This is a genomic window from Variovorax sp. P1_G12, assembly GCF_056405555.1.
Genome location: NZ_JBFUBW010000001.1, coordinates 250,401 through 269,058 on the forward strand (window position 1 = coordinate 250,401; position 18,658 = coordinate 269,058).

An 18,658-nucleotide genomic window follows, 5' to 3' on the forward strand; every position below is an offset into this window, starting at 1 on the left:
CAGACGCCTTTGGCTGCCCAAGGCAGGCGCCGGCCTAACGGTGCAGCAGGACGACGGCGCGCGCTTCCATCGCCCTGCCCTCGCCCACCGGGCCCAGCTTCTCGGCGGTCTTGGCCTTGACGTTCACCTGCTCGACCGCAATGCCGAGCGCGGCGGCGATGCGCTGGCACATCGCCGGGATGTGTGGCGCCAGCTTCGGCGCCTGTGCGATCACGGTGCTGTCGATGTTGCCCACTTGCCAGCCCGCGGCACGCACGCGGCGCGCCGCCTCGGCCAGCAGCACCGACGAGTCCGCGCCGCTGAACTGCGCATCGGTGTCGGGGAAATGGCGGCCGATGTCGCCGAGCCCGGCAGCACCGAGCAGCGCATCGGTGATCGCATGCAGCAGCACGTCGGCGTCCGAATGGCCCAGCAAGCCGGTGCTGTGGGGCACCTCGACGCCTCCGAGGATCAGCTTGCGGCCGGCCACCAGCTGATGGACGTCCCAGCCCTCGCCGATGCGGATGTCGAAACCGTTCATGACGTGCTCCGGCGGCTGCGCAGGATCGACTCTGCGAGCGCGAAGTCCTCCGCATAGGTGAGCTTGAAGTTCTGCGCGCTGCCCGGCACCAGCAGCGGTGCCAGGCCGATGGCCTCGATCGCGCTGGCCTCGTCGGTCACCGCATCGCCGCTGCGCTCCAGCGCGTCGAGCAGCATGCCGATGCGGAACATCTGGGGCGTCTGGGCCAGCCACTTGTCGGCGCGGGTCGGCGTGCTCGCAACCCGGCCTTCGGGCGTGGCGACCTTGAGCGTGTCCGCCAGCCGGTGGGCCAGCAGGCCACCGACCGCGTCGTGCTCGCAGGCCGCGATCAGGGCCTCGATCTGGCTCGGCGTGACCAGGCAGCGCGCGGCGTCGTGCACCAGCACCCAGTCGTGCGGGTCGGCGCCGAGCTGCCGCAGCGAGCGCAGCCCGTTGCGCACCGTCGCGGCGCGGCTGGCGCCGCCGACCCGCAGCAGGTGTTCGCCCGTGGCCGGGAAGCGCGGCAGCACGATGCCGACGTCGGGATCGGCCGGCGCCACCACCAGCGCCAGGCCGGCGAAGGTTCCGGCCAGGGCGCGGAAGGCCTCCAGCGTGTGCTCGACCATCGGACGGCCGGCGATCCGCTGGTACTGCTTGGGGCCGGTGCTGCCGGCACGGCTGCCCGAGCCCGCGCAGGGGATCAGGACGAAAAGACGAGAAGCGGACATGGGATGAATTGCGGCCAGCGACTAAAGGGCAGCCATTCTAGAATCGGGCTTCGCACACCCTTCGCCGACCGGCGCGGGGTGTTCTGCATTTCCCGGGCACCTCCATGGACCTCCCCCAACTCACGGCGGGCAAGCGCTTCACGCTGCCGCGCCCTCCGCTGTCGGCCGACGCGCTGATGCTGGCGCAGCTGGCCGAACGCGAGAAAGCGGCCGGCCGCGCGACCGCGGTGTTCACCGCCGACGCCAACGACGCGCAGCGGCTGATCGACGAGATCGCCTTCTTCGCGCCGGGCCTGCGCTGTGCGCTGTTTCCGGACTGGGAGACCCTGCCCTACGACAGCTTCTCGCCGCACCAGGACCTGATCAGCGAGCGGCTCGCGACGCTCTGGCGCATCAGCCAGAAAGAGGCCGACGTGGTGCTGGTGCCCGCCACCACCGCGCTCTACCGGCTGGCGCCGCCGGCCTTCCTGGCCGGCTACACCTTCCATTTCAAGAGCGGCCAGAAGCTGCAGGATTCGAAGCTCAAGGCCCAGCTCACGCTGGCCGGCTACACCCATGTGACGCAGGTGGTGAGCCCGGGCGAGTACGCGGTGCGCGGCGGCCTGATCGACCTGTTCCCGATGGGTTCGCCGGTGCCGTTCCGGGTCGACCTGTTCGATGACGAGATCGATTCGATCCGCACCTTCGACCCGGACACCCAGCGCAGTCTCTACCCGGTGCCCGAGGTGCGGCTGCTGCCGGGCCGCGAGTTCCCGATGGACGACGACGCGCGGACGCGCTTTCGCAGCCGCTGGCGCGAGCTTCTCGAGGGCGACCCGACCCGCAGCCGGATCTACAAGGACATGGGGCAGGCGGTCGCCACGGCCGGCATCGAGTACTACCTGCCGCTGTTCTTCGAGGAAACCGCGACCGTCTTCGACTACCTGGGCGCCGATGCGACGGTGGTGCTGCACGGCGACCTGGAGCCGGCCTTCCAGCATTTCTGGCAGGACACGGGCGAGCGCTACCGGCTGGTGCAGGGCGACCCCGAACGGCCCGCGCTGCCGCCCGAGGCGCTGTTCCTGAATGCCGAGCAGTTCTACCAGCGCGCCAAACCGCATGCGCAGCTGGCCATCCGCGGCGAGGCGGCCGCCGACGTGCCGCCCTACGCCGAGTTCGACGCCCTGCCGCCCTTCGCGGTGGTGCGCGGCGCCGACGACCCGCTGCTCAAGCTCAAGGAACATATCCGCAGCACGCCGCACCGCGTGCTCGTGATCGCCGAGAGCGATGGCCGGCGCGAGAGCCTGCTCGATTTCCTGCGCGCCAGCGGCGTCGGCCCGCCGGCCTTCGACTCCCTGGCCGAATTCGAGGCCTCGCCCGACGAGAAGATCGGCATCGCGACCGCCGCGCTGGTGGCGGGCTTCGCCTGGCGCGAACAGGGCATCGACTTCGTCACCGAGACCGAGCTGTTCGCCACCGCGCCGGCGACCCGGCGCCGCAACAAGAAGCAGGAACAGGTCAGCGACGTCGAGGCGCTGATCAAGGACCTGAGCGAACTCGCGATCGGCGACCCGGTGGTGCACTCCGCGCACGGCATCGGCCGCTATCGCGGCCTGGTCAACATGGACCTGGGCCAGGGCCTGGACGCCGAAGGCAAGCCGCTGCTGCAGGAGATGCTGCACCTGGAGTACGCCGACCGCGCCACGCTCTACGTGCCGGTGTCGCAGCTGCACCTGGTCAGCCGCTACACCGGCGTCTCTGCCTCCGAAGCGCCGCTGCACAAGCTCGGCTCGGGCCAGTGGGAAAAGGCCAAGCGCCGGGCGGCCGAGCAGGTGCGCGATTCGGCCGCCGAGCTGCTCAACATCTACGCGCGCCGGGCGGCGCGCGAGGGCCATGCCTTCCGTTTCTCGGCCGCCGACTACGAGGTGTTCGCGAACGACTTCGGATTCGACGAGACCGCCGACCAGAAGGCCGCGATCCACGCCGTGATCCAGGACATGATCTCGCCGCAGCCGATGGACCGGCTGGTCTGCGGCGACGTCGGCTTCGGCAAGACCGAGGTCGCCTTGCGCGCCGCCTTCGTCGCGGTCACCGGCGGCAAGCAGGTGGCCTTCCTGGCGCCCACCACGCTGCTGGCCGAGCAGCACTACCAGACGCTGGTCGACCGTTTCGCCAAGTGGCCGCTGAAGGTGGCCGAGATGAGCCGCTTCCGCTCGGCCAAGGAGATCACCGCCGCCGCCAAGGGGCTGGGCGACGGCAGCGTGGATATCGTGGTGGGCACCCACAAGCTGCTGTCGCAGTCGGTCAAGTTCAAGAACCTGGGCCTCTTGATCATCGACGAGGAGCACCGTTTCGGCGTGCGCCACAAGGAGGCGATGAAGGCCATGCGCGCCGAGGTCGATGTGCTCACCCTCACGGCCACGCCGATCCCGCGCACGCTGGGCATGGCGCTCGAAGGTCTGCGCGACCTCAGCGTGATCGCCACCGCGCCGCAGCGGCGGCTCGCGATCAAGACCTTCGTTCGCAACGAGGGCACCGGCGTGATCCGCGAGGCCGTGCTGCGCGAATTGAAGCGCGGCGGCCAGGTCTACTTCCTGCACAACGAGGTCGAGACGATCGAGAACCGGCGCCAGAAGCTCGAGCAGATCCTGCCCGAGGCGCGCATCGCAGTGGCGCACGGACAGATGCCCGAGCGCGAACTCGAACGCGTGATGCGCGACTTCGTGGCCCAGCGCTACAACCTGCTCCTGTGCTCGACCATCATCGAGACCGGCATCGACGTGCCGACCGCCAACACCATCGTGATGAGCCGCGCCGACAAGTTCGGCCTGGCGCAGCTGCACCAGCTGCGCGGCCGCGTCGGCCGCAGCCATCACCAGGCCTACGCCTACCTGATGGTGCCGGACATCGACGGCCTGACCAAGCAGGCGGCGCAGCGGCTCGACGCGATCCAGCAGATGGAGGAGCTCGGCTCGGGCTTCTACCTCGCGATGCACGACCTCGAGATCCGCGGCGCCGGCGAGGTACTGGGCGAGAACCAGAGCGGCAACATGCTGGAGATCGGCTTCCAGCTCTACAACGAGATGCTGGCCGAGGCCGTGCGTTCGCTCAAGGCCGGCCAGGAGCCCGACCTGCTGGCGCCGCTCTCCGTCACGACCGAGATCAACCTGCATGCGCCGGCGCTCCTGCCCGACGACTACTGCGGCGACGTGCACCTGCGCCTGTCGTTCTACAAGAAGCTCGCGACCGCCAGGACGCCCGACCAGATCGACACCCTGCTGGAAGAAATCGTCGACCGTTTCGGCAAGCTGCCGCCGCAGGGACAGACACTGATCGACGTGCACCGGCTGCGCGTGCTGGCGCGGCCCTACGGCGTGGTCAAGGTCGACGCCGCACCGGGCGTGATCCACATCACGTTCAAGAAGGACCCGCCGGTCGATTCGATGAACATCATCCAGCTGATCCAGAAGAACAAGCACATCAAGCTCGCGGGCAACGAGAAGCTGCGCATCGAGCGCGAGCTGAAGGAACCCAGGGAGCGCGCTCAGATGGTGCGCGACGTGCTGCGCAGCCTGGGCCAACCCAAAGTACAGGAGCCGGCACCGGCATGAAAGAACTCTCTCCCGGCCTGGTCGTCCAGCGCTTCACGCCGCCGCTCGCGCTCGCCGATTTCAAACTGATCGCGTTCGACATGGACTCGACGCTGATCAACATCGAGTGCATCGACGAGATCGCCGACGCGGTCGGCAAGAAGGCCGAGGTCGCGGCCATCACCGAGGCCACGATGCGCGGTGAGATCAAGGACTTCAAGGAAAGCCTTCGGCGCCGCGTGGCCCTGCTGAAAGGCGTTCCGGTGGCTTCGCTGCAGCAGGTCTACGACCAGCGGCTGCGGCTGAATCCGGGCGCGGAGCAGTTGGTCGCGGCCTGCAAGGCGGCCGGCCTCAAGGTGCTGCTGGTCTCGGGCGGCTTCACCTTCTTCGCCAACCGCGTGAAGGATCGCTTGGGGCTGGACTTCGCGCGCTCGAACCTGCTCGACGAAGCCGACGGCCAGCTCACCGGCAGTGTCGTGCAGCAGTCCTGGGGCGACATCTGCGACGGTGCCGAGAAGCGCCGCACGCTGCTGGAAGTCGCTTCGCTGCTGGGCATCTCGGCCGCCGAGACGATCGCGGTGGGCGACGGCGCCAACGACCTGCCGATGATGGGCGAGGCCGGCCTCTCGGTGGCCTATCACGCGAAGCCGAAGGTGCGCGAACAGGCGATGGTCGCGATCAACGAAGGCGGCCTCGACCGCCTGCTCGAAGTACTGCGGTGACCACCGTGCCCGACGACGAACTCCCTCCGCCCAGCTCGGAGACGCTGCATGGCGATCGCCGGGGCGGTGTCGAGCATGGTGCGATCCACAAGCCGATCCACACCTCCGTGCAGTACGGATTCGACCGCGTCGAGGACCTGATCGGCGTCTTCCAGGGCACCCTCAAGAACAGCTTCAGCTATGCCCGCCAGGGCACGCCGACGACCGCCGCGCTCGAAGCCAAGATCAGCCGGCTCGAACAGGGCATCGGCAGCATCTGCTTCGCCAGCGGCATGGCCGCGCTGAGCGCCCTCTTCCTGACGCTGCTGCGCGCGGGCGATCACCTGGTGGCCAGCCGCTACGTCTTCGGCAATACCAACAGCCTGTTCGGCACGCTGGGCGATCTGGGCGTGGCGGTCAGCAAGGTCGATGCCGGGTCGGCGGACCAGGTTCGCGCGGCGCTGCGGCCCGAGACCCGCATGGTGTTCGTCGAGACCGTCGCGAACCCCGGCACCCAGATTCCCGACCTCGAGGCCATCGGCGCGCTGTGCCGCGAGCGCGGGCTGCTTTACGTGGTGGACAACACGATCACCTCGCCGGCCCTGTTCCGCCCGAAGACCGTAGGTGCCGGGCTGGTCGTGAACTCGCTGACCAAGACCATCGCGGGGCACGGCGCGGCACTGGGCGGCGCGGTCACCGACACGGGCGAGTTCGACTGGCGGGGCTATCCCAACATCGCGGCCAGCTACCGCGCGATGGACCCGCGGCAATGGGGCCTGCAGCAGATCCGCAAGAAGGGCCTGCGCGACATGGGCGGCACGCTGGCACCCGAGCAGGCCCACCGCATCAGCCTGGGCGCCGAGACCCTGTCGCTGCGGGTGGCGCAGACCAGCGCCACCGCGCTCGCGCTGGCGCGCTTCCTCGAAGCCCATCCGGCGGTCGACCGGGTCCACTACCCGATGCTCGAAAGCCATCCGCAGCATGCGCTCGCGATCCGGCACTTCAAGGCCGGCTCCTGGCTGCTGGCCTTCGAGCTGCGCGACAGCGCACGCATGCCGCCGATGCTCGACCGGCTGCAGCTCGCGATCAAGGCCACCGGCCTGGGCGACAACCGCACGCTGGTGATCCCGGTCGCGCCGACGATCTACTGGGAAGCCGGCCCCGTGGTGCGCGCCGAGATGGGCATCGCCGACGGGCTGGTCCGGGTCTCGGTCGGGCTGGAGTCGGCGGACGAACTCATCGCCGACTTCGACCGCGCCCTCGGCTGAATCGACCTGCATCGCGTCAGGTTTTCGTCAGGTCACAGCCGAGTCACATCTTTTTTCTAGAGTCCCCAGCATTCGCGGCGCTGGACATGGGGTCCGGCGCCTTCGGAATTCGAGGAGCATCGATGAAAAAGAAGGTGATCTATCCGTCCCTGCTGGGCATGTCCCTGCTGTTGGCGGCCTGCGGGGGCGGAAGCGGCGGTAGCGGGATCTTTCCGGTCGCCGGGGGCGGAAACGGCGGCACCACGCCGGCCACGCCGGTCACGCCCGCCGCGCCCGCCGCGCCCGCCGCGCGCGCCAAGAACGTGATCTTCTTCCTGGGCGACGGCATGGGCATCACCACGATGACCGCCGCGCGCATCTACCACGTCGGCGAGGACGGCGAACTGACGATGGACAAGCTGCCCGAGACGGCCTTCGTCCACACCTATTCCAACGACGGCCAGGTGACCGACAGCGCGCCCTCGATGGCCGCCTACATGACCGGCGTGAAGATGAACAACGAGGTCATCTCCATGTCGCCCGAGACCCAGGCCGTCGACGCCGCCGGCAAGCCCTACCACCTCAACTTCGACAGCACCTGCCCGGGCACCGGCAACGGCGTCCCGGCCGAGACCCTGCTCGAGCAGATGAAGGCCGCCGGCTACGGCACCGGCGTCGTCAGCACGACGCGCATCACGCATGCCACGCCAGCCACCACCTACGCCCACGTCTGCCACCGCGATGCGGAGAACACCATCGCCGCCGCACTGGTGCCCGGCGGCGCCGGCTACAACGCCAAGCTCGGCCAGGGCGTGGATGTGATCCTGGGCGGCGGCAGCAGCTACTTCACGCCCAAGGAAGACGGCGGCACCCGCAACGACAAGCGCAACCTGGTCAAGGAGCTGCAGGCCGCGAAGTACAGCTACGCCTCGAACAAGTCCGAGTTCGACAAGCTGCCCGTGGACGGATCGCGCATCGCGGGCCTCTTCACCAAGAGCCACATGAGCTACGACCTGGACCGCGACCCGGCCAAGGAACCGAGCCTGGCCGAGATGACCGGCAAGGCCATCGACGCCCTGGCGACCAAGAAGGCGGGCTTCTTCCTGATGGTCGAGGGCGGCCGCATCGACCATGCACTGCACGCGACCAATGCGCGCCGGGCGCTGCAGGACACGGTGGCCTTCGATGACGCGATCAAGGCCGCGCTGGACAAGATGGAGGCGCTCGATCCGGGCCTGGCGAACACTCTGATCGTGGTCACCGCCGACCACGACCATTCGCTGCAGATGAACGGCTATGCCAGGCGCACCGGCAAGACCGAGCCCGGCAAGCCCGGCGTGCTGGGCCTGGTGAAGAACTACGTCAACGGCGCCGCCTCCACCGACGTGGGCGGCAACCCTTACACGATCCTCGGCTTCGGCAACGGTCCGAACCGCCTGCCCACCCGCGGGCCGATCGACGACGCCATGCTCGAAAGCCCGGACTACCTGCAGGAAGCCGTGGTTCCGATGGCCAGCGAGACGCATGGCGGCGGCGACGTCTTCCTCGGCGCCAAGGGTCTGGGCGCCAGCACCTTCAAGGGCGTGCTCACCAACAACGAAGTGTTCGGCCTCATCAAGACCGCGATCGGCCTCTGAGCCACCCACACAGACAAGGAATCCACTGATGACTCCCACCATTCGAAGCACCGGCCTGGTCCTTTCGCTCGCACTCGCGGGCCTCGCCGGCGCCGCGCATGCCGCCGGCGAGGCGAAGAACGTGATCTTCTTCCTCGGCGACGGCATGGGTCCCGTGACCGTCACCGCGGCCCGCATCTACAAGGGCGAGAAACAGCTTGCCGCCCAGCCCGGCTCGCTGCTCTCGGCCGAGCGAGCGAAGCTGACGATGCAGTCGCTCGGCTACGCCGCCCGCGTGAAGACCTTCTCGAAGGACGGCCAGACCACCGACAGCGCGCCCTCGATGTCCGCCTACATGACCGGCGTGAAGATGAACAACGAGGTCATCTCCATGTCCGAGGACACCGCGGCCTACGCTCCCGACGGCTCGCAGTACATCAGCGGCGAGGACACCACCTGCACCGCCGCCAACGGCAAGCCGGCAGCCACGCTGCTGGAGCTGTCCAAGGCGCTCGGGCGATCGGTCGGCGCCGTCTCCACCACGCGCGTCGGGCACGCGACGCCTGCGGCCACCTATGCGCACATCTGCAACCGCAATGGCTACAACACGATCGCCGAGCAGTCGGTGCCGGGCCATGCGCGCTACAACGCTGCTTTGAAGGACGGCGTCGACGTGCTCCTGGGCGGCGGCCAGCGCAACTACCTGCCCAAGTCGACCAACCCCAGCAGCAAGCGCACCGACAACGTCGACCTGGTCGCGGCGATGCAAGCCAAGGGCTACACCTATGTCGACAGCGGAACCAAGCTGGCCGCCCTCGATGCAACCGCCACGCCGAAGCTGCTGGGCCTGTTCTCCCAGAGCGAGATGGCCTATGAACTCGACCGCGTGAATCAGAACCTGGACCAGCCGAGCCTGTCGCAGATGACCGAGAAGGCGCTGCAGGTGCTCAGCCGCAATGACAAGGGCTTCTTCCTGATGGTCGAAGGCGGCCGCATCGACCACGCGTTGCACGGCAGCAATGCCAAGCGGGCCCTGGAGGACACGCTCGCCATGGACGCCGCGATCGACACCGCGCTGGCCTTCATGGAGAAGAAGGACCCGGGCCTGAAGAACACACTGGTGGTGGTCACGGCCGACCACGATCACGCGATCGCCTTCAATGGCTACAGCAAGATCAACAACCCGATCCTGGGCAAGGTTCGCGACTACCAGACCGGCCAGCTGGCCAAGGCGTCCGACGGCAAGCCCTACACCACGCTGGTCTTCGGCAACGGCGGACGCCCGAACGCGACCGTCGGCAGCGACGTCAATCCGGAGGACGGCAGCAAGCCCTGGGTGGCTCCGGCGCGCGGCGCCTCGCGCGACGACCTGACCAACGTCGACACCACGCAGGACAACTTCCTGCAGGAAGTGGGCATCAACCTGGGCACCCCGGGCTCCGAGACGCACGGCGGCGGTGACGTGATGCTGTTCGCGGGCGGCGCCGGCGCCAGGAACTTCAAGGGCACCATGGACAACACCCGCGTGTTCTTCAAGGTCAAGGAGGCGGCAGGCCTCTGAGGGCCTGCCATTCGTAGATGAAAACCCATTCGAGCCCATTCCGGCCGCAGGTCCTGGCCTTGCTCTCGGCCTTGCTCGCGGCCCCGTACGCGCTCGCGCACGAGACCGCGCCGACGGCGGCGGAGCGCGCGAGCGCCGTGGCCCCGCCGGTCGCCGTCACCACGGCGGCGGTGAACGCCGCGCCCGAACTCAACCTGCGCGTGAGCCATGTCACGCGCGTCGTCGGCATCGATGGCGTGACGCGCGAGACGCGCTACACCAACCACGTGTTCCGCCGCACCGGCACGGTGTGGACCGAGCGCGAACTGCCCGAGGGATTGCGCGCCAGCCTCGAACACGGCCATCCGCACGCCCACGGACCGCACGCCGGCCACGCCCACGACGAGGCGCAGGGTGCGCCTCTGCGCATCACCCGCCGGTCCGACGGCAGCGAGCTCGTCGAGGTGGTGCTCGACAAGACCCGCCGCGTCATCGAAGTCGACCGCGCGCACCATGGCAACGTGGGCTATGGGGGCTCGTGGGATGCCGCCTACTGGCTGATCGCACCAGCCAGCCTGCAGCGCATGGAACGCGTCGGGCCCGTCCGCTCGGGCGTGCAGCGCTATCGCGGCGTCCAGGGCGAGACCACCACGCAGGTGGACTGGGACGTGGCGGGCCAGTTCCCGCGCCGCATCGAGCGCAGCGATGCGCACGGCACGTCGTTCTACCTGCTGACTGCGACGCGCCTCCCGGCGCCCAAGCCGGAACCCTGGGTCGCAAGCAAGGGCTTCGACCACGGGGATTATTCAGACCTGCTGGACTGACCGGCCTGTGCAGCGCTACAGCGCCGCGCCGAGCCGCGCGATGCCTTCGCGGATCTTCTCGACGTTGGCCGTCGCGAAGCTCAGGCGCAAGGTGGCGACATCCGGCTTCTCGGCGAAGAAGGGCGCGCCGGGCACGAAGGCCACGAGCTTTTCGATCGCCCGCTTGGCGAGCACGTTGGCATCGGCGATCTTGCCGTTCGCGCCCGTGAGGCGCGCCCAGAAGAACAGGCCGCCGCCAGGCTGCGTGAAGGTGACGGCGTCACCGAGTTCCTGCTGCAGCGCCTCGCCCATGGCCAGCGCGCGTTCCGCATAGACCTTGCGCACATGGGCCAGCGTGGCCGGCATGCGGCCGCTCTTGAGGTATTGCGCGGCCGTCGCCTGGGCGAAGGTGCTGGTGTGGGCATCGCTGAACTGCTTGCACATGGTCGCCTTGGCCAGCAGCTCGGCCGGGCCGATCATCCAGCCGATGCGCAGACCCGGGCTCAGCACCTTGCTGAGGCTGCCGCAGTGCGCGACGAGCTCGCGGCTGCCGGGCACCTCGCTGGCGAGCGACAGGATCGACGGCGGCGGCGCCTGGTCGAAGTAGAGGTCGCCGTAGGGGTCGTCCTCCACGATCAGCGTCTGGTGCCTGACCGCCATCTCGAGCACCTTCTTGCGCCGCTCCAGGCTCAGCAGCGCGCCGCTCGGGTTGCCGAAGGTCGGGATCAGGTAGACGAACTTCGGCTTGTGCTCGGCGATGAGCCTTTCGAGTTCGTCGGTGCGCACGCCGTGGGCGTCGATCGGCGCACTGATCAGCTGCGCGCCGTAGAGGCGAAAACACTGGATCGTCGCCAGGAAGGTCGGGCCTTCGACGATCACCTTGTCGCCGGGCGAGATCAGCGTCTTGCCGAGCAGGTCCAGCGCCTGCTGGCTGCCGGTGGTGACGATCAGGCCGCTGGGATCGACCTCGACGCCCTTGGTCTTCATGAAGGCACTGAGCTGCGTGCGCAGCGGCTCGTAGCCCTCGGTGGCGCCGTACTGCAGGGCGCCACCCGGTTCTTCCGACAACGCCTTCGCGCTGGCTTCCTTCAGTCCCTCGACATCGAACATCGCGCTGTCGGGAAATCCCCCGGCGAAGCTGATGATGCCGGGCGTTCCGAGCAGCTTGAAGAGTTCGCGGATGGCGGAGGTTTCGACGTTGTCGAGGCGGGAAGCGAATTGCATGAGAGCCTTCTTCGGAGGAGTTGCAGAAGGAGATTGTCGCAGCGTGCGGCAGCGCGGCCGGGCGCCTCACTAAACTCCCGGCCACGATGAAGAAATCAGATATCGAGCCGTTCTTCGCCACGCTCCAGGCCGCCAACCCGACACCCGAGACCGAACTCGAGTACCGCACGCCCTTCGAACTGCTGGCCGCCGTGCTGTTGTCCGCCCAGGCCACCGACATCGGCGTCAACAAGGCGACGCGAAGGCTGTTCCCGGTCGCCAACACGCCGCAGGCGATCCTGGACCTGGGCGTCGAGGGCCTGGAGGGCTACATCAAGACCATCGGCCTCTACCGCAGCAAGGCCAAGCACCTGATCGAGGCCTGCCGCATGCTGGTCGAGCTGCACGGCGGCGAGGTGCCGAGGACACGCGCCGAACTCGAGGCCCTGCCGGGCGTCGGCCGCAAGACCGCCAACGTGGTGCTCAACGTCGCCTTCGGCGAGCCCACCATGGCGGTCGACACGCACATCTTCCGGATCGGCAACCGCACCGGACTGGCCCCCGGAAAGACCCCGCTCGAAGTCGAACTCAAGCTCGAGAAGCGGGTTCCCGAGGCCTACCGCCTGCACGCCCACCACTGGCTGATCCTGCACGGCCGCTATGTCTGCATGGCGCGCAAGCCGCTGTGCTGGCAGTGCGCGGTGGCGCCCTGGTGCGACTACAAGCCCAAGACTCCCGCGCCTTGAGAGCCCCCACGCTCCCCCACTTCGTGTGGGTCGCTGCCCCCCGAGGGGGCCGCAGGCCGCCTTGGGGCGGCCCGGCGCCGGCCTGGATGGCCCCCACGCTCCCCCACTTCGTGTGGGTCGCTGCCCCCCGAGGGGGCCGCAGGCCGCCTTGGGGCGGCCCGGCGCCGGCCTGGATGGCCCCCACGCTCCCCCACTTCGTGTGGGTCGCTGCCCCCCGAGGGGGAGTCAGCAGGCCGCCCGTCAGCGCGAAGCGCGGACTTCGCCGCGCTGGCGGCCCGGCGCCGGCCTGAGAGCGTCGATCAGATCTCGAACGTGACCAGCGCGCCGAAGGCGATCGGCTCGCCCGGCCACTGGTCGGCGCGTTCGACGCATCGCATGCCGCCGTGCAGCAGCCGCACCGCGCGGATCACGCCGGCATGGGTGACCCAGACCGCGTCGCCTGCGCCGTCGCGCCAGGCGTCGAAGGCGCCGGCCACCCGCTGCATGAACTGGCGCGTGCTCTCGCCGCTGCCGCCCGCGCGCGTGTCGGCGAAGTCGCGGCTCCAGGCCTCGAGTTCGGCGCGCTCGATCGCGGCCCAGTCGCGTTCTTCCCAGGCGCCGAGGTCCATCTCGGCGAGCCGCGGATCGGGCACCGCGCGCAGGTCGGGCCGCAGTGCGCAGATGGCCTGCGCCAGGTCGCGGCAGCGACTCAGCGGCGAGCAGGCCATCACGGCGCCGGCCGGCAACCCGGCGGCCACCTGCAGGGCCGCCGCGTGCGTCAGCTCGGCAAGCACGGGCACATCGGTGCGGCCGTAGCAGAGACCGTCGGCAGCGGTCGTCTTCGCGTGCCGGATCAACAGCAGCTTCATGGCTGCCAGACCAGTGCGAAATAGATGGCGAGCTCGCAGACCTGCTGCGTCGCGCCCAGGCCATCGCCGGTGAAGCCGTGCAGCCGGCGCCGGAACAGGTGCGCCATGTACAGCGCGGCCACGGCGCACAGGCCGACGGCGGCGAAGCCGTGCGCCATGCCATGGGCGAGGAACAGCAGCAGGATGGCCGGGACCGACCAGGCGGCGCCGACCAGCAAGGCACCGCCGCTGATCGCATCGGCCAGGGGCTTGGCCTTGCTCGCGCCATTCGCGTCGCCGACATAGGGCAGCCCGCGGATCAGGAACAAGGGCGCGAGCCGCGACAGCACGTGGGCGCTCGCCAGCGCCAGCGCCGCGCCGAGCGCGCCCTGCCCCGCCAGCGCCGCCAACAGCGCCACCTTGAGGCCCAGCGCCAGCACCAGCGCGATCGCTCCGAAGGCCCCGATGCGCGAGTCCTTCATGATCTCGAGCGCGCGCGACAGGTCGGCCGACCCGCCCAGCCCGTCCGCCACGTCGGCCAGCCCGTCCTCATGGAAAGCACCGGTCAGCAGCACGGTCGCGATGGTCGACAGCAGCGCCGCCACGCAAGCGCCGGCCAGGCCCGGAAGGCCCGCCTGAGCCACCAGGAAGACACCCGCCCCGACCGCGCCGACCAGCCAGCCGATGCCGGGAAAATGCGCCGCGCTGGCGCGCAGCATCGCCGGACTGAACCCGACCCAGCCGGCCAGCCCGCCCGTGACCGGGACCCGCGTGAAGAACTGCAGCGCCAGCAGGAAGTGGCGCACGCCGTTCACGATCCGTCCCGCCCCGAAACCCCCGCCGACTCGAAGCTGGCCATCTCGCGCAGGATGCGGCACGCCGACTCGAGCAGCGGCCAGGCCAGCGCCGCGCCCGAGCCTTCGCCCAGCCGCAGGTCGAGCCGCAGCAGCGGTTCGAGCCGCAGGTGATCGAGCAGCAGGCGATGGCCGGGCTCGGCCGATTCGTGCGCCGCCACGCAGCGCTGCACGACCTGCGGCCGCAGCGCCGCCGCGACCAGCACGGCGGCGCTGGCGATGAAGCCGTCGACCACGATCACGCGGCGCTCGTGCGCGGCCTGCAGCACCGCGCCGACCAGCGTCGCGATCTCGAAGCCGCCGAAGGCCGCCAGTGCGTCCAGCGGGGCGGTGGCGTCGGCATGCAGGTCGAGCACGCCGCGCAGCACCTCGCGCTTGCGGGCCCGGCCGGCGGCATCGAGGCCGGTGCCGGACCCGGTGCAGGTGTCGATGTCCTGGCTCGCGAGCCGTGCCAGCAGCATCGATGCCGCGGACGAATTGCCGATGCCCATCTCGCCGAGCAGCAGCGCATTGCCCGGCAGCGCGCGCACCACCGCCATGCCGTTGGCGATGGCCTGCTCGCACTGCGCCGAACTCATGGCCGGGCCGATCGAGGCGTCCGCGGTGCCGGCCGCGATCTTGCGGATCAGGAGCCCCTCGGTCGGTGCGAAGTCATGGCGCACGCCGCAATCCACCACGGACAGCGCCAGTCCGTGCTGCCGCGCCAGTACGCTGACGGCCGCGCCGCCGGCGAGGAAGTTCTGCACCATCTGCCAGGTCACGTCGCTCGGGTAGGCCGAGACGCCGCGTGCGGCCAGGCCGTGGTCGGCGGCGCAGACCAGCATCTGCGGCGCCGCCAGTGACGGCGTCTCGCTGCCGAGAATGCAGCCGAGCCGCAAGGCCAGCGCTTCCAGCCGGCCGAGGGCGCCGACCGGCTTGGTCTTGCCGTCGAGCCGCTGCTGCAGTCGTGCGGCGAATGCCGGGTCGTCGAGGTCGTCGATGGGGGAAATTTCTAGCGTCATTAGATCAAGGAGCGCAGCACGCCCGCTTCAAAGTGGGAATCGATGTGGTCGGCCAGGCCGTCGAACACGGCGTCGAGTGTGCGCGCAGCCACGCCGAAGAGCGCGTTCAGCGCCGCCGGATCCTCGAACAGGCCGTGCAGGTAGAGCCCGAGCACGTTGCCGGCACCGTTCTGCCAGGCGAGTCCGTCGGGCATCACGGCCACGGCGTGGTCGCCGCTTGCGGCCATGGCGGGATGCTCGGCCGTCTGGCCGTGATGGATCTCGTAGCCGCGCACCGCGACGCCCGAGAGCGCGGCCCAGGGGCCGGCCAGGGTGCCGAACGCCGCCTCGCGCTGGCGCACCGTCTTGTCCTGCGCAAACGTGGTGACCACCGGCAGCAGGCCCAGGCCCGGTCCGTTGCCATCGACGCCGTACGGGTCGATCAGCGCCTCGCCCAGCATCTGCAGCCCGCCGCAGACACCCAGCACCGCCCCGCCGCGCGCCGCATGCGCGGCCACCGCGCGGTCCAGGCCCTGGCCCCTGAGCCAGGCCAGGTCGCCGCTGGTGTTCTTCGAGCCGGGCAGCACGATCCAGTCCGCGTCCGCCACGTCGGCCGGGCTGCGCGCCCAGCGCAGGCGCACGCCGGCGATGTTCTTCAGCGGCTGGAATTCGTCGAGGTTGCTGATCCGGGGATAGGCGATCACGGCGATGGTGCGGGTGACCTCCCCGCTGGACCTGCTGCGGTCGTCGAACACGCCGTCCTCCTCGGGCAGCCCGTGCTGCCACCACATCGGCAAGGTCGCGACCGTGGGCACGCCGGTCAGTGCCTCGAGCTGCTGCGGCGCCGGCGCAAGCAGCGCCGCGTCGCCGCGGAACATGTTGAGGACGAAGCCGGCGAGCAGCGCGCGGTCTTCTTCCGGCATCAGGGCCCAGGTGCCATAGAGGTGCGCGAAGGCGCCGCCGCGGTCGATGTCGGTCACCAGCAGGCAGCGCGCCGCGGCATGGCGCGCCACGCGCAGATTGACGATGTCGCTGGCCATCAGGTTGATCTCGGCCGGCGAGCCGGCACCCTCGATCACCACCACGTCGTTCTCGGCGCGCAGTTCGTCGAGCGCCTGCGCGATCTGCGGCCAGACCCGCTCGCTGCGCCCGCGCCAGGGCAGCGCCGAGAGCGCGCTGCTCACCTGCCCCATCAGCACCACCTGGCTGTGCGTGTCGCGCTCGGGCTTGAGCAGCAGCGGGTTCATGCGCACGTCGGGCTCGGCACGCGCCGCCAGGGCCTGGAAGTACTGGGCGCTGCCGATCTCGCCGCCCGCCACCACGCGCGCGTTGTTGCTCATGTTCTGCGCCTTGAACGGCGCCACCCGCAGCCCCTGGCGCGCGAACCAGCGGCACAGCGCGGTCGCCAGCCAGCTCTTGCCCGCGCCGCTGGTGGTGCCCAGCACCATGACGCAGCGGGCCCGGCCGCCTTGCATGTTTGAAATCATGGAGAGATTGTGCTTTACGTGAACTCTGTCACGTTCGGGCGTGCGCTCTCAAACGAAGTCGAAAGCATTCACTTGTTTCGCCCTTAGCTTCGAGGCATCCACGAGAACGAGGACTCCGGCGAATGCCAGCACTACGCGATATCGCGCTCACGGTCGAAGAGCGCGGCACCCATCAGTTCTTCTGGGTCATCCTGGAAGCCCTCCACAGCGACGCCGCCGAGGCGATCCACTACAGCCGCATCTTCACGGCCGCGGCGCCGCAAGCCACTTATTCGAGCGCGCTCGTCATGGGGGCCAACGCGCTGCGCAAGCTGGTGGATCCGGCCTCGGCACCGGAGAGCCGCATGTGAGCGCCAGGTTCAGCGCGCCGCCATCTGCGCCTTCGCCTCGCCCGGCGGCGCGGCCTGCGCCACCTGAGTCTCCCAGCTTCCGCCCAGGGCGCGGATCAGTCCCACCGTCGCCTGGTACTGGGCCGCGCGCACCTGCAGGGCCTGCCGCCGGTTCTGCAGTTCGCTGCGGCGGGCATCGAGCAGGTCGAGCTGGCTGATCATGCCGTTGCGGTAGCGCGAATCCGACAGCGTGGTCGCGCGGATCGCCGAAGCCACCGCCTTGGCCTGCACGCCCGACTGCTGCTCGAGGATGCGCAGCGACGACAGCTGATCCTCGACCTCCCGGAACGCCGCCAGCACCTGCGCCCGATAGTTGGCCAGGGCGCCGTCGAGCAACGCCGATGCGCCTTGCACGCCGGCTTCGCGTCGGCCGCCGTCGAAGACCGGCAGCGCGAGCAAGGCGCCGATGCCCCAGGAGCGGGCCGACCACTTCAGCAGGTCGGCGATGTCCGCGGACGCGTAGCCGGCGCCGCCGGTGATCGCAATGTCCGGGAACCACGCCGCCTGCGCGACACCGACTCGCGCCTGCGCCGCCAGCACGGCCTGCTGGGCCGCCGAGATGTCGGGCCGCCGCGTCAGCACGGTGGCCGGCACGCCCGGCGGAATGGTGGGCAGCGCGGTCGCCCACTCGTCCGTGCCGACGCCGAAGTCGGAGGCAAGGTCGCCGGCCAGCACGGCCAGCGCATGCTCGAGCTCGGCCCGGCGCCGGTCGAGCGTCATGGCATCGGACTCGTTGGAGGCCACCTCGGTCTCCACCCGGACGACGTCGAGTTCGGCCACGTCCCCTGCCCGCTCGCGGCTCTGCGTCAGGCGCAGCGTGTCGCGGTAGGCCTCGACCGTGTCGCGCACCAGCGCGCGCTCGGCATCGATCGCGCGCAGCGCCAGGTAGGTCTGCGCCACTTCGGCCTGCACCAGCAGCCGAGTGCTCTGCAGCAGGCCGGCGCGCGAATCGGCGTCGAGCTGCGCCGCCTCGCTGGCGCGCGACAGCTTGCCGAACAGGTCCAGCTCGTAGGAGAAGTCGAAGCCGGCAGTGACCAGCGTCGAGGGCCGCGGAGTCGGATTGCGGTTCAGGCCGGCGCTGCGCACGCCGCCGGCGGCCAGCCCGATCTGCGGTGCGCGGTCGGCGTCCTTGTCGCGGGCCAGCGCCCGGGCCTCGGCCAGCCGGGCCGCCGCGGCCTGGATGCTGGTGTTGCGGGCATCCGCGCGTTCGATCAGCCGGTCGAGCACCGGGTCGTCGAAGGCGCGCCACCATTCGCCGCGCGGCTGCGCCTCGGCGGGCTGCACGCGGGTCCAGGCACCTTCCGGGGCGGCCGCCGCCTGCTCCTTGAATTGCGCAGGCGGCGTGAAGGACGGCAGCTCGGCCGGCGCCGTCGCGCAGCCGGCCAGCACCAGTGCGGCGAACAAGGGCAGCCACGCGGCGCGCCATGGCCGGCCTCGGGTTTCAAGTCTTGGATTCATGATGAACTTTC

16 protein-coding genes are annotated in these 18,658 nt (G+C 69.9%); 8 read left to right on the forward strand and 8 right to left on the reverse strand.

The genetic code is table 11. The annotated features are described in order from the left end of the window. Nucleotides 1-34: 34 nt before the first annotated feature. Both ispF and ispD read right to left on the reverse strand, forming a co-directional pair. A complete protein-coding gene (gene ispF / locus AC1D2O_RS01255; RefSeq protein WP_478087863.1) occupies nt 35-520 on the reverse strand; it encodes a 2-C-methyl-D-erythritol 2,4-cyclodiphosphate synthase in 486 nt (161 codons plus the stop codon). After that, entirely contained in the window at nt 517-1,227 is a 711-nt protein-coding gene (gene ispD, locus AC1D2O_RS01260; protein ID WP_478087862.1) for a 2-C-methyl-D-erythritol 4-phosphate cytidylyltransferase, read from the reverse strand. The genes ispF and ispD overlap by 4 nt, the downstream gene beginning before the upstream one ends. Before the next feature lie 104 nt (nt 1,228-1,331). Between ispD and mfd the strand changes: the two genes are divergently transcribed. The 6 genes from mfd (at nt 1,332) to AC1D2O_RS01290 (ending at nt 10,724) form a co-directional block, all read left to right on the forward strand. Next, nucleotides 1,332-4,817: a transcription-repair coupling factor gene (gene mfd / locus AC1D2O_RS01265; protein WP_478087860.1), complete on the forward strand. Its 3,486-nt coding sequence runs from the start codon at nt 1,332-1,334 to the stop codon at nt 4,815-4,817. Then, a complete protein-coding gene (serB, locus tag AC1D2O_RS01270) occupies nt 4,814-5,518 on the forward strand; it encodes a phosphoserine phosphatase SerB (protein WP_478087859.1) in 705 nt (234 codons plus the stop codon). Before mfd ends, serB begins: the two co-directional genes overlap by 4 nt. Further along, nucleotides 5,515-6,765 (forward strand): cystathionine gamma-synthase family protein, encoded by a 1,251-nt coding sequence (locus AC1D2O_RS01275; protein ID WP_478087858.1) that lies wholly within the window; start codon nt 5,515-5,517, stop codon nt 6,763-6,765. Before serB ends, AC1D2O_RS01275 begins: the two co-directional genes overlap by 4 nt. 158 nt (nt 6,766-6,923) lie before the next feature. After that, nucleotides 6,924-8,381 carry an alkaline phosphatase gene (locus AC1D2O_RS01280; protein WP_478087874.1) on the forward strand — a complete coding sequence of 486 codons (1,458 nt, stop codon included), beginning with the start codon at nt 6,924-6,926 and terminating at the stop codon, nt 8,379-8,381. Between the two features lie 28 nt (nt 8,382-8,409). Next, nucleotides 8,410-9,921: an alkaline phosphatase gene (locus AC1D2O_RS01285; RefSeq protein WP_478087856.1), complete on the forward strand. Its 1,512-nt coding sequence runs from the start codon at nt 8,410-8,412 to the stop codon at nt 9,919-9,921. Nucleotides 9,922-9,938: 17 nt separating this feature from the next. Continuing rightward, on the forward strand, nt 9,939-10,724 hold the full coding sequence (locus AC1D2O_RS01290) for a hypothetical protein (protein WP_478156014.1): 786 nt from the start codon (nt 9,939-9,941) through the stop codon (nt 10,722-10,724). A 15-nt stretch (nt 10,725-10,739) separates the two neighbouring features. Here the strand turns inward: AC1D2O_RS01290 and AC1D2O_RS01295 are convergent, their stop codons facing one another. After that, nucleotides 10,740-11,927, reverse strand: a complete 1,188-nt coding sequence (locus AC1D2O_RS01295; RefSeq protein WP_478087854.1) for an aminotransferase-like domain-containing protein — start codon at nt 11,925-11,927, stop codon at nt 10,740-10,742. A gap of 86 nt (nt 11,928-12,013) precedes the next feature. Between AC1D2O_RS01295 and nth the strand changes: the two genes are divergently transcribed. Next, complete coding sequence (gene nth / locus AC1D2O_RS01300) at nt 12,014-12,652, forward strand: endonuclease III (protein ID WP_478087852.1); 639 nt, start codon at nt 12,014-12,016, stop codon at nt 12,650-12,652. Between the two features lie 299 nt (nt 12,653-12,951). Here the strand turns inward: nth and AC1D2O_RS01305 are convergent, their stop codons facing one another. From AC1D2O_RS01305 to AC1D2O_RS01320, 4 genes are read right to left on the reverse strand one after another with little or no spacing between them, the layout of a single operon-like run. Next, on the reverse strand, nt 12,952-13,500 hold the full coding sequence (locus AC1D2O_RS01305; RefSeq protein WP_478088532.1) for a histidine phosphatase family protein: 549 nt from the start codon (nt 13,498-13,500) through the stop codon (nt 12,952-12,954). Then, complete coding sequence (locus tag AC1D2O_RS01310; RefSeq protein ID WP_478088529.1) at nt 13,497-14,294, reverse strand: adenosylcobinamide-GDP ribazoletransferase; 798 nt, start codon at nt 14,292-14,294, stop codon at nt 13,497-13,499. The genes AC1D2O_RS01305 and AC1D2O_RS01310 overlap by 4 nt, the downstream gene beginning before the upstream one ends. Beyond that, nucleotides 14,291-15,334 (reverse strand): nicotinate-nucleotide--dimethylbenzimidazole phosphoribosyltransferase, encoded by a 1,044-nt coding sequence (cobT, locus tag AC1D2O_RS01315; protein ID WP_478088527.1) that lies wholly within the window; start codon nt 15,332-15,334, stop codon nt 14,291-14,293. Before cobT ends, AC1D2O_RS01310 begins: the two co-directional genes overlap by 4 nt. Further along, complete coding sequence (locus tag AC1D2O_RS01320; RefSeq protein WP_478088540.1) at nt 15,334-16,788, reverse strand: cobyric acid synthase; 1,455 nt, start codon at nt 16,786-16,788, stop codon at nt 15,334-15,336. Before AC1D2O_RS01320 ends, cobT begins: the two co-directional genes overlap by 1 nt. Nucleotides 16,789-16,922: 134 nt before the next feature. On the opposite strand from AC1D2O_RS01320, the gene AC1D2O_RS01325 reads away from it, so the two are divergent. Next, complete coding sequence (locus AC1D2O_RS01325; RefSeq protein ID WP_478088525.1) at nt 16,923-17,150, forward strand: hypothetical protein; 228 nt, start codon at nt 16,923-16,925, stop codon at nt 17,148-17,150. A 9-nt stretch (nt 17,151-17,159) separates the two neighbouring features. Here the strand turns inward: AC1D2O_RS01325 and AC1D2O_RS01330 are convergent, their stop codons facing one another. Further along, nucleotides 17,160-18,647, reverse strand: a complete 1,488-nt coding sequence (locus tag AC1D2O_RS01330; RefSeq protein ID WP_478088524.1) for an efflux transporter outer membrane subunit — start codon at nt 18,645-18,647, stop codon at nt 17,160-17,162. Nucleotides 18,648-18,658 lie beyond the last annotated feature (11 nt).

Coding starts and splice junctions, on each gene's coding strand:
- AC1D2O_RS01295 (WP_478087854.1), bottom strand. CDS start 11,927: ATGCAATTCGCTTCCCGCCTCGACAACGTCGAAACCTCCGCCATCCGC.
- AC1D2O_RS01325 (WP_478088525.1), top strand. CDS start 16,923: ATGCCAGCACTACGCGATATCGCGCTCACGGTCGAAGAGCGCGGCACC.
- ispF (WP_478087863.1), bottom strand. CDS start 520: ATGAACGGTTTCGACATCCGCATCGGCGAGGGCTGGGACGTCCATCAG.
- AC1D2O_RS01330 (WP_478088524.1), bottom strand. CDS start 18,647: ATGAATCCAAGACTTGAAACCCGAGGCCGGCCATGGCGCGCCGCGTGG.
- AC1D2O_RS01285 (WP_478087856.1), top strand. CDS start 8,410: ATGACTCCCACCATTCGAAGCACCGGCCTGGTCCTTTCGCTCGCACTC.
- AC1D2O_RS01305 (WP_478088532.1), bottom strand. CDS start 13,500: ATGAAGCTGCTGTTGATCCGGCACGCGAAGACGACCGCTGCCGACGGT.
- nth (WP_478087852.1), top strand. CDS start 12,014: ATGAAGAAATCAGATATCGAGCCGTTCTTCGCCACGCTCCAGGCCGCC.
- mfd (WP_478087860.1), top strand. CDS start 1,332: ATGGACCTCCCCCAACTCACGGCGGGCAAGCGCTTCACGCTGCCGCGC.
- cobT (WP_478088527.1), bottom strand. CDS start 15,334: ATGACGCTAGAAATTTCCCCCATCGACGACCTCGACGACCCGGCATTC.
- ispD (WP_478087862.1), bottom strand. CDS start 1,227: ATGTCCGCTTCTCGTCTTTTCGTCCTGATCCCCTGCGCGGGCTCGGGC.
- serB (WP_478087859.1), top strand. CDS start 4,814: ATGAAAGAACTCTCTCCCGGCCTGGTCGTCCAGCGCTTCACGCCGCCG.
- AC1D2O_RS01320 (WP_478088540.1), bottom strand. CDS start 16,788: ATGCAAGGCGGCCGGGCCCGCTGCGTCATGGTGCTGGGCACCACCAGC.
- AC1D2O_RS01280 (WP_478087874.1), top strand. CDS start 6,924: ATGTCCCTGCTGTTGGCGGCCTGCGGGGGCGGAAGCGGCGGTAGCGGG.
- AC1D2O_RS01290 (WP_478156014.1), top strand. CDS start 9,939: ATGAAAACCCATTCGAGCCCATTCCGGCCGCAGGTCCTGGCCTTGCTC.